Here is a 10,252-nt window from a genome sequence, read left to right as displayed (position 1 = left end):
ATTCACAGAGTTTCTTTTGATCTCACCACTAACACTAGTATGCGAACGTCCTAATTTCTTACCCATAGCTCTAAGAGATAATTTTTCTCCTAAAAATAACAATATTTTTTCTCTTTCATATATGCTAAAATGTTTATATCTTTTTTTCATAAATTAATTCCTTTAATGTTTGTTGTCGTAACTACATTATATCGGTTTTTATGAAAAAAGGTCTTTTTTTATTTCAAGTGGTCGACTTGAAATGATTATACACCTATCATTTATGTCTACGATCAATAATAATAAATTAAGGACGAAGAAAATAATTTTATTTTTGCCCATATATTATAATATATAGACTCTTATCCATAACTATGTATACATTCAATAATAAAACATCAACCAATAAAAAAAGACCACATCAGCGATCTTTTTTTATTGGTTATTTCCCATCTTTTAAAGCTATCCCTATATATTTTTTCAATGTTATAAAATATACTCTTTTAGACACCTTTCTTAAATTATATAAAAATTCTTTTGGTATATCTTCATATTGAGAACATAATTGCAAAGCTTTTTCTTCTATTATCAATTTTTCAAAGTCATCTAATCCATGATAATCTTGCATAATATCATGTTTTGGAAGATCTTCAATAACATCTTTTCTATTCGTTACTTCTGGATTTTTCAAATGTTTTCTTGCTTTTTTTAGTTGCTTTTTACTCTTTAAAGGTTTTTCCCTAGTTATTTGATTAAATAATGTTAGATTATTTTTATTGGATTTTATCGCATTTCTATCCATCTTTCTTAGGTTTCTCAATATTCCATTTATATACTGGACTAAAGTTGATTTTATTTCCGAGTTAAGACGTTTATATAAAAGGTTTAATATATCAATAGCTACCTCTTCTCCATCTTCCCTTGTAATCTTTTTAAATTTATTATCTACCCTTTTATTCCAAGCTTTCGAAACAAATATATTTCTTTTACACTTAATTATCTTACTTTGTAGTTCCTCTGAAAAGTCTTTTAATCTTTCTTTTACATCTTCAGATAGGTTAATTTCATTAGTTTTGTTCCTATCAACCTTTACAGTAACTACCTCAGCATCTATTATCTCATTATCATCTCTTATTTCTATCTTTTTTATCTTGTCCTTTATTTTTTCTTTAGTTAGAAATGATTTTTCTTTTTTAGCTTTCTTAGCAGCATTTACTGCATCCCATTTGCCTTTATATTCAACTTGCTTTTCTTGTCCATTTAGATAACTAGATATATGACAAGTTCCGTCTTTATCTTGATTAAATCTATAGTTTATATAATAACTATCCTCTTCAGCAATAAATTCAGAATTAAAATATTCCATATATCCCAATTCTTCTAAAAGTAAAAATGCTTTCTCAATTCTCTTCAAAACCTGCTTTACCCTGCTCAATACATAGATCCTTTTCTCACCAGTTTTATTAATTCTTTCTGTTTTCTGTTCCATTTTTAATGGAATTATAGCTGCTAAAGTTCTCATATTTATAGAATCTTCTTGTTTAGAATACCTAATTTTACTTATATACTTATAAATTCTAGCAGCAATAGGGTCTTTTTCCATTATTTCTATAAGGGCTTTAGAGTTATATTTTATATACCTTTTATCTTTAATTTTATTTCTAATATTTTTATTCAAAGTTATTTTATAGAATACTTTTGTTCCCACTTTAAGTTTTTGGTAGGTAAGAAGTTTAAATTCCTCATCTTCAAATTGATAGTTTCCTAACTTACTGTGGTTAGATACTTCAAACTGATATTCGGTACTTTTTAAATTTTTTAGCGCCTGAGCCACTTTGGTATAATAATTTCTATTCATCTTATTTCCTAAAAAATTAACTATAAAATCTGAAATTTCAAATTTTATATACTCATCTGTATCATTGGTTTCTTTTTTCAACTCATATAAAGATATCAAATATGTATAAATTTTTTCTTCAAACATAGATGGTTGGTATATTTTATCTTCTGAATTTTTAGCAACTAGTGTACAATACATAGTCACTCCTAAATCTTCAAAAGAATATTTAAAATTTATTTTTTTATTTTGTTTTTGAGGGGTAAAAAATGGAAAAACTATCATTTCTATTGGTATATTTATTATATTTTCTTTTAAATCTAAAAAATTTCCAGTTTCTTTTATCACAACTTCTCTAACTTCTATTTCAGGAAGTTGACTCATTTTTATATCAACTTTAGTCAAGTCAGTCAACAATGATCCGGTTTTATTTAAATTAAATTCATCTATTAAACCTACATTTATTTCCTTCGACATAACTCCTCCATCAATTTTTTGTCCATTAACAATAATAATCCTAAGTATCATACATAATATCATCAAAACTAAATAAATTCAATTTTTATTTTTGACGGTATACATATTATTTGTTATATTTAATAGGCATATCATTCTTTTTACTATATTTTTTTAAATTAAATAATAATCATAAAAAATCACTTTTTTAATATTTTAATAAAATAGCAATAAAATATGTATACTAACATTAATAATATCTATCCTCCAACTAATCTTAATAATATTAGGATTATAAAAAACAACCATTGAAAATAATAGCCTTTAACTATGTATATGCACAATAATAATTGTATTATATTGATTTTATTGAATTTACTGAACTTTAAGCTGCCCCTATATATCTAATCCCTTTAAAATTAATGAATTATTGTTATGTACACACACAATAATAATTTATTCCTTTAATAAACTACGTATTTATTAGATTTAAATTATCCCTAAAGATAAAAATTCTTATATTTAAAGGTCTTCAGGATGTGTATACTTACAATAATAATAATAATAGGTTTATTGCTTTTCTAGCCCTTATAAAATATAGAATTTTCTTATAACAAATATTAACTTTACTTTTACTACATCTTACAAAAAACAAATACTCTTTTGGTTACTTTTATAAAAAACTTATTAAAAATTATCTTGACAAAATATAACTTATATATTAAAATAATAAACTGAAATGACAGTTTTTTAAAAAGCAATATTAGGAGGTGTAAATCAAAGATGGCAAGCAAGAGAACGTTTCAACCAAATAAAAGAAAAAGAAAAAAGGAACATGGATTCAGAAAGAGAATGGCAACTAAAGCAGGAAGAACTGTTTTAAAAAGAAGAAGAGCTAAAGGTAGAACGATATTGTCAGCATAAAACCCGGTGTTTATATTCACCGGGTTTTTAAAAATATTTTAAGGAGATTTTATGTTGAAATTAAAAACTAAATCTGAATTCTTAAAAGTATATAACCAAGGAGAAAAACACTTTGGTTATTTTCAGTTGATCTATTTAAAAAAAAACAATTTAAAAGAAAATAGATTAGGAGTAGTAGCTAGTAAAAAAACTGGCAATGCTGTTTGTCGGAATAAATTAAAAAGACTTTTTAGAGAAAATTTTAGAGGACAAAATAAAAATTTAAAACAAGGTTATGACATAGTATTTATTGCTAAAAAAAATGCAGGAGAAAAATTTAAGATTTTAGAATTATCCATGATAGAAAAAGATAGTATAAAAATTTTTAAAAGAGCTAATATATTTCTATGAAATATATTTTAATATTTTTTGTAAGCTTATATCAATGGTTTATATCACCACTCTTAAAAAAAAATTGTAGGTTTGAACCTACTTGTTCTAGTTATATGATTTTAGCAATAAAAAAATACGGAAGTATAAAAGGTTTATATCTAGGTCTTAAAAGATTATCAAAATGTCATCCTTTTTCCAAGGGTGGTTACGACCCGGTACCTTAAATTATGAGGAGGAACAAAGTTGACAATACCCGGATATGGAGCACTTCAAGGCTTTTTAGAAAGTGCAATAGAAATAATGTACAATATTTTTGGAAATTATGGGTTAGCCATAATTGGTATAACAATTTTAATTAAATTAGTTTTGTTACCACTTACTTTAAAACAAGATAAATCAATGGGTGCAATGAAAAAGCTACAACCAAAATTAGAAGCACTTAAAGAAAAATATAAAAATGATTCACAAACATTAAATCAAAAAACAATTGAACTATATAAAATAAATAAGGTAAATCCAGCAAGTGGTTGTTTGCCCATATTATTACAAATGCCAATATTATTTGCACTTTTCGGAGTTTTAAGAAAAACAGGAGCAGATGGAGGAGTTATAGCAGAGGGGTCTAAATTTCTTTGGTTAACTTTATCTCAACCAGATCCGATTTACTTATTACCATTATTAAATGGTGCTGTATCTTATTTCCAACAAAAATTAATGAGTGCAAGTCAAGGATCTTCCAATCCACAAATGAAAATGATGACTTATATGTTTCCTGTAATGATGATATTTATCTCATATAAGATGCCATCAGGATTACAGTTGTATTGGTTCGTATCGAGTTTAGCTTCAGTAGCACAACAATATTATATTATGAGTAGAAGGGATGAGACATAAAATGAATTTAACTTATCAAATCAAAGCTAAATCAAAAGATGAAGCTATAATTAAAGCTGTAGAAAACCATAATATTGATCAAAACAAAATTGTAGAAATCATTGAGATTTCAAAAGCAACTTCATTTTTTGGTTTTTTTAAAAAAAATGGAGAATATCAGATTCAAATGGAAGAAACAACTAAGATAATAGAGACAAAAATAGAAAATATAGTAGTAGAAAGGGCCGATGAATTATTAAATAATATGGGTTTAGTTTTAAATGTAAAAGTTTTAGAAGCTCGAGACCATTATGTTTTAATTAATTTATCTGGTGAAGATAATGGAATAATTATAGGGAAAAAAGGTAAAACTTTAAATAGTTTTGAGTACCTTTTAAATTCTCTATGCAAAAGTGTAAAAGTAGAAGTGGATGTAGAAGGATTTAAGGCTAAAAGAGCAGAAACTCTTAGAGATTTAGCTAGGAAAATGGCTGAGAAGGCATTAAACACTGATAAAATAGTAAAATTAAATCCAATGCCACCAAGAGAAAGAAAGATAATTCATGAGATCGTAAACAAATATAAGGAACTTGATACTTTCAGTGAAGGTAGAGACCCTAAGAGATATATTGTGATTAAAAGAAAAAGAATGGGGTAAAACTATGTTTGATACAATAGCGGCAATATCTACTCCTAGAGGAGAAGGTGGAATAGGAATTGTTAGAATGTCTGGAGAAGATTCTATAAATATTCTTTCGAAAATATTTAGACCGATATCTAACAAAAAAGTAGAAGAATTAAAAAATTTCACTATTAATTATGGACATCTATATTTAGGTGAAAAATTAGTAGATGAAGTAATGGTTAGCATAATGAAAGGTCCTAAAACTTATACTAAGGAAGATATAGTGGAGATAAACTGCCACGGTGGATATCTTATGACTGAAAAAGTATTGGAGTTAGTTTTGTCTAGTGGGACTAGAATTGCTGAGCAGGGTGAATTTACAAGAAGAGCTTTTATGAATGGAAGACTAGATCTTACTCAAGCAGAAGCTATAATTGATTTGATTCACGGAAAAACAGAAAAAAGTTTATCTCTTTCGTTAGATCAACTAAGAGGCGATTTAAAAGATCAAATATTGCATTTAAAGAAACTACTTTTAGATGTAGTTGCTCATATAAATGTAGTTTTAGATTATCCTGAGGAAGGAATTGATGATCCGTTGCCAGAGGGATTAGTTGATAACTTAAAAGAAGTTTTAGAAACTTCTGATAGATTATCAGCTTCTTATAATCAAGGAAAAATGATTAAAGAGGGCGTTAAAACTGCAATAGTTGGAAAACCTAATGTAGGAAAATCTAGTTTATTGAACTCTTTATTGAAAGAAGAGAGAGCAATAGTAACTCATATTCCAGGAACAACAAGGGATATAATAGAAGAGATTATTAATATAAAAGGAATACCACTTATCTTAGCTGATACAGCGGGAATAAGAAATACAGATGATATTATTGAAAGTATTGGAGTGAAAAGATCTGAGAAGTTATTAAATGATGCAGATTTAATCTTATTTGTTGTAGATGGTTCTAGAGAACTCAGTGAAGAGGATCTTAGAGTACACAACAGTATTCATGGTGAGAAAGTTATAGGAATATTAAATAAGATAGATATAGAGCAAAAAGTAGATTTGTCTAAATTAGATAAAGTGGGTAGATGGATTGAAGTTTCAGCTAAAGAAAATATTGGTATAGCTAAAATGGAAGAAGAAATATATACTTACATTGTATCAGGTAAAGTTGAAGACTCGTCTGAGACTTTAGTGATAACTAACATTAGACATAGGTCTGCCTTGGTTAAAACTAAGGAAGCTATAGAAAATATATTTAAAACAATAAATATAGGGCTACCAATGGATTTAATAGCTGTAGATTTAAAAGAAGCTTTGGACACACTATCAGAAGTAACTGGAGAAATCTCATCGGAAGATGTTTTAGATCATATATTTAGTAATTTCTGTGTAGGAAAATAAGTTATAAAAAAAATATGAAATACTGCAGATATTTCTGCAGTTTTTTTTCTTTTAATATTAATATCTGGTATTTAATGTATAAATATAGGAATGAAATGTATACAAACAAAAATAAAGTTAGAAAAGGAGAACTTATGAATTATGATGTAATCGTTGTAGGAGGAGGACATGCTGGATGCGAAGCAGCACTAGCCTCAGCAAGATCAGGATTAAAAACAGCTTTGTTTACGATATATTTAGATACTATAGCTATGATGTCGTGCAACCCTTCCATAGGTGGACCAGGAAAAAGTCATATAGTTGCAGAAGTAGATATGTTAGGCGGAGAGATTGGAAAACATATAGATAAATATAATTTACAGTTAAAACATTTAAATACTAGTAAGGGACCTGCAGCTAGAATAACTCGTGGGCAAGCAGATAAATATTGGTATAGGGTAAAAATGAAAGAACTAATAGAAAACACTCCGAATTTAGATAGTATTCAAGGTACAATAGATGACATTATTATTGAGAACGAGCAAATAAAAGGAATTATCTCAGACCTGGGAATAAAATACGGAGCAAATTCAGTAATATTAGCTACTGGAACCTTCTTAAAAGGAAGAATAGTTATTGGAAATGTAAAGTACCCTGCAGGAAGAATAGGTGAAAAATCTGCTGAAAAACTATCAGATGCATTAATTAAAAATGGAATAATACTGAATAGGTATCAGACAGCTACTCCTCCAAGGATAGATATGAGAACTGTAGATTTTAGTAAGATGAAGGAATTACACGGAGAAGATCATCCAAAATATTTTTCATTGTTTACTAAGAAAGAAAAAAACAATAATGCACCTACATGGCTGACATATACAACTCCTGAAACTATAAAAGTAGCTCAAGAATTATTAGAATATTCACCAATAGTAAGTGGGATAATAGAAACACACGGGCCAAGACACTGCCCATCACTCGATAGAAAAGTATTGAATTTTCCTGAAAAAACAAATCATCAAATTTTCTTGGAATTAGAATCTAAAGAAACAAATGAACTATATGTAAACGGACTAACAACAGCTATGCCACCATTTGCCCAAGAGAAAATGATGAGAACAATAGCGGGGTTAGAAAATGCAAAAATAATGAGATATGGCTACGCTGTAGAGTATGATTATGCACCGTCTTATCAATTATATCCTAGTTTAGAAAGCAAAAAAATCAAAAATCTTTATTTTGCAGGGCAGATAAATGGAACTTCTGGATATGAGGAAGCTGCGGCTCAAGGGTTTTTAGCAGGGGTAAATGCCAGTAGAAAATTATTAGGAAAAGAACCTATTATAATAGATAGAACAGAGGGTTATCTAGGAGTATTAGTCGATGATATAATACATAAAAAGACTCCAGAACCATATAGAGTATTACCATCTAGAGCAGAATATAGACTAACTCTTAGATTTGACAATGCATTTATGAGGTTACTAGATAAAGCTAAAGAAATTGGTATTGTTTCTGAGGACAAAATTAAATTTTTAGAGGAAGCTAGAGAGACGGTGAAATACGAAGTCGAAAGAATAAACCAAATAAGTATCACTATGAAACAAGCAAATAAAGTTTTAGAAAGTGTAGATGCTAAGGACAGATTTAGTAAAGGAGTAAAATTATCTGAATTGTTAAAACAAAAAGAAATTACTTATGATTCTTTGGGGTTGATTATAGATATTAAGGAGTTGCCAACATTTGTTAAAAACCAAATTGAAACCATAATTAAATATAATGCATTTATTGAGAGAGAAAAAACACAAATAGAAAAATTTAAAAAATTAGAGAGTATGAAAATAGCAGAAGGATTTAAATTTGAAACAATAACAGGATTATCTAATATAGCCAGAGATGGGTTAGAACAGATAAAACCATTATCTATAGGAGAAGCGACAAGAATAAGTGGAGTAACAGGAAATGATATAGCAATACTTATTACGAATTTAGAGAATATGAAATAAATTCTTAGATTTTGTTTTAGATATTACATATTAACAAATATGTATACGAACAAAAATAAAGTTAAATCATGTTTTCTTAAAAATATTTTGTATGATATAATTTATCTAGGAGATGGAACTCTCCTTAGATCTAGGATCTAAAACTACTGAAAAAAGTTAATGGCTTCTACATCAATACAATTTCTGTATAGGTGTAGAAGTTTTTTTATTATATATTTTTAGGAGGAAAATTATGTTGAATATTTTAGTTTCATTTTTGATTTTATTTGTAGGTGGAGTGATAGTTGGTAAATTAGTTGAAAAAGTATATTTACCCAAATTAATAGGTATGATTGCTTTTGGTTGTTTGGCTAATGTATATCTAAAAATAATAGATCCTGTAGCCATAGAACTAGGAGGAATTTTAAAAAATCTAGCTTTGGTCATAGTATTATTAATAGCAGGTTTGGGTATTAGAAAAAAACAAATAAAAAAAGTAGGAAGAGCAGCAGTGTTGCTCAGTTTAATACCTGTGTCGGTAGAGGGATTAACGATTATGTTTTTATCTATAAAAATACTAGGACTTCCAACTATACAAGCTGGGATATTAGGATTTATAATAGCGGCAGTGAGTCCAGCGGTATTGGTTCCTGCTATGGTGGACCTAATAAAGAGAGGTTTAGGAGAAAAAAAAGCTATACCTCAAATGCTCCTTACAGGAGCTTCTGCAGATGACAGTGTAGCCATCGCTATGTTTACATCTTTCATGGGGATGTATTTAGGTACTAGTAGTGGTGTTTTAAAAAATTTGATAACTATACCAATTTCTACAGCAGTTGGAATAGTAGTGGGAGTTTTAGTAGCTGTAATAGCTGGCGAAATATCTAAAAAAATAAAATCTGAGATCTTTCAAACTATATTGGTTAGGAGGAATGGCGGTTGGAATGAGGATAATTGAAACTATATATAATCTAAGGTACTTTAATTCTCTTTTAGGAATAATGGTAGTAGGTTATGTAATAACTAACTATTACCAATGGTTAAGAAATAATATAATGGATGGATTGGGAAAGGTGTGGTCTATAGGAGCAGTATTTTTATTCACATTAGTAGGAACAGCTATAAATCCATCACTTGTTGGAAACATATTTTACATAGGTAGTATGATAGTTTTTATATCCCTTATGGTCAGGTCAACTGGTGTTTTGATAGCTTTGATAGGTACAGATTTAAATCTAAAAGAAAGATTGTTTTGTGTGATAGCTTATCTACCTAAAGTAACTGTTCAATCTGCTAAAGCTGTATACCTCTTCAAATGGGTGTTGTAGGAGGAGAGTTGATACAAGCCATGGCAATTTTAAGTGTAATTCTAACAGCACCAATAGGAGCTATTGGAATAAGATTAAGTGCAGATAAATTATTGGAAAAATGAATTGATTTAAAAAAATATGTTATCAATGTTTCATGTTAATAACATATTAGTTGGGTATTTGTGAGTCAATAAAATTAACGATAGTTGAGGTGTGATTTTTAAAAATATAAGAAAAATAAAAAATAAATAAAAACTTGACGAAAAGTTGTAAACACGGTATACTTTTTCTTGTCCGCAAAGGAAAGCTAAAGTGACCTTAAGCGAGACAAATAATAGGACATTAGCAATTAAATAGAGAAAGAATGTGTAAATTAAAAACTCAATTGTCGTTTAAAACTTTGTTTTAAACAATCGATTAAGGTGTACAGTGGAAAGAACCACTATAAAAATATATTGAAATTTTTTATTAGTTTTATACTAATAGTAGATGGAAAGCTAAACTTCA

At 28.1% G+C, this 10,252-nt stretch carries 10 protein-coding genes; 9 read left to right on the top strand and 1 reads right to left on the bottom strand.

What is annotated here, in order from left to right; genetic code table 11:
• Positions 1 to 421: 421 nt before the first annotated feature.
• Positions 422 to 2,293, bottom strand: a complete 1,872-nt coding sequence (locus V5784_RS11195) for a chromosomal replication initiator DnaA (protein ID WP_336889105.1) — start codon at positions 2,291 to 2,293, stop codon at positions 422 to 424.
• A gap of 762 nt (positions 2,294 to 3,055) precedes the next feature.
• Between V5784_RS11195 and rpmH the strand changes: the two genes are divergently transcribed.
• The 9 genes from rpmH to V5784_RS11150 all read left to right on the top strand — a co-directional run bounded on the left by rpmH (position 3,056) and on the right by V5784_RS11150 (position 9,763).
• Positions 3,056 to 3,196, top strand: a complete 141-nt coding sequence (gene rpmH, locus V5784_RS11190; protein ID WP_336889104.1) for a 50S ribosomal protein L34 — start codon at positions 3,056 to 3,058, stop codon at positions 3,194 to 3,196.
• Between the two features lie 51 nt (positions 3,197 to 3,247).
• Positions 3,248 to 3,586 carry a ribonuclease P protein component gene (rnpA, locus tag V5784_RS11185; protein ID WP_336889103.1) on the top strand — a complete coding sequence of 113 codons (339 nt, stop codon included), beginning with the start codon at positions 3,248 to 3,250 and terminating at the stop codon, positions 3,584 to 3,586.
• Entirely contained in the window at positions 3,583 to 3,792 is a 210-nt protein-coding gene (gene yidD, locus V5784_RS11180) for a membrane protein insertion efficiency factor YidD (protein ID WP_336889102.1), read from the top strand. Before rnpA ends, yidD begins: the two co-directional genes overlap by 4 nt.
• Before the next feature lie 76 nt (positions 3,793 to 3,868).
• Positions 3,869 to 4,462: a YidC/Oxa1 family membrane protein insertase gene (locus V5784_RS11175; RefSeq protein WP_336889106.1), complete on the top strand. Its 594-nt coding sequence runs from the start codon at positions 3,869 to 3,871 to the stop codon at positions 4,460 to 4,462.
• Between the two features lies 1 nt (position 4,463).
• Entirely contained in the window at positions 4,464 to 5,099 is a 636-nt protein-coding gene (jag, locus tag V5784_RS11170) for an RNA-binding cell elongation regulator Jag/EloR (protein ID WP_336889101.1), read from the top strand.
• Positions 5,100 to 5,103: 4 nt separating this feature from the next.
• A complete protein-coding gene (mnmE, locus tag V5784_RS11165) occupies positions 5,104 to 6,471 on the top strand; it encodes a tRNA uridine-5-carboxymethylaminomethyl(34) synthesis GTPase MnmE (RefSeq protein ID WP_336889100.1) in 1,368 nt (455 codons plus the stop codon).
• A 134-nt stretch (positions 6,472 to 6,605) separates the two neighbouring features.
• Positions 6,606 to 8,456, top strand: coding sequence for a tRNA uridine-5-carboxymethylaminomethyl(34) synthesis enzyme MnmG (mnmG, locus tag V5784_RS11160; protein WP_336889099.1), 1,851 nt, complete (start codon positions 6,606 to 6,608; stop codon positions 8,454 to 8,456).
• A gap of 232 nt (positions 8,457 to 8,688) precedes the next feature.
• Positions 8,689 to 9,393: a cation:proton antiporter gene (locus tag V5784_RS11155; protein WP_336889098.1), complete on the top strand. Its 705-nt coding sequence runs from the start codon at positions 8,689 to 8,691 to the stop codon at positions 9,391 to 9,393.
• A complete protein-coding gene (locus V5784_RS11150; RefSeq protein WP_336889097.1) occupies positions 9,368 to 9,763 on the top strand; it encodes a cation:proton antiporter in 396 nt (131 codons plus the stop codon). The genes V5784_RS11155 and V5784_RS11150 overlap by 26 nt, the downstream gene beginning before the upstream one ends.
• Positions 9,764 to 10,252 lie beyond the last annotated feature (489 nt).

This window comes from Psychrilyobacter sp. (assembly GCF_037132775.1).
Lineage (GTDB): Bacteria > Fusobacteriota > Fusobacteriia > Fusobacteriales > Fusobacteriaceae > Psychrilyobacter.
Note: the sequence above shows the minus strand (reverse complement) of the source record. Positions and strands in the feature narration are given on the sequence as shown.

Coding starts and splice junctions, on each gene's coding strand:
- jag (WP_336889101.1), top strand. CDS start 4,464: ATGAATTTAACTTATCAAATCAAAGCTAAATCAAAAGATGAAGCTATA.
- rpmH (WP_336889104.1), top strand. CDS start 3,056: ATGGCAAGCAAGAGAACGTTTCAACCAAATAAAAGAAAAAGAAAAAAG.
- V5784_RS11175 (WP_336889106.1), top strand. CDS start 3,869: ATGTACAATATTTTTGGAAATTATGGGTTAGCCATAATTGGTATAACA.
- yidD (WP_336889102.1), top strand. CDS start 3,583: ATGAAATATATTTTAATATTTTTTGTAAGCTTATATCAATGGTTTATA.
- V5784_RS11155 (WP_336889098.1), top strand. CDS start 8,689: ATGTTGAATATTTTAGTTTCATTTTTGATTTTATTTGTAGGTGGAGTG.
- V5784_RS11195 (WP_336889105.1), bottom strand. CDS start 2,293: ATGTCGAAGGAAATAAATGTAGGTTTAATAGATGAATTTAATTTAAAT.
- mnmE (WP_336889100.1), top strand. CDS start 5,104: ATGTTTGATACAATAGCGGCAATATCTACTCCTAGAGGAGAAGGTGGA.
- V5784_RS11150 (WP_336889097.1), top strand. CDS start 9,368: ATGGCGGTTGGAATGAGGATAATTGAAACTATATATAATCTAAGGTAC.
- mnmG (WP_336889099.1), top strand. CDS start 6,606: ATGAATTATGATGTAATCGTTGTAGGAGGAGGACATGCTGGATGCGAA.
- rnpA (WP_336889103.1), top strand. CDS start 3,248: ATGTTGAAATTAAAAACTAAATCTGAATTCTTAAAAGTATATAACCAA.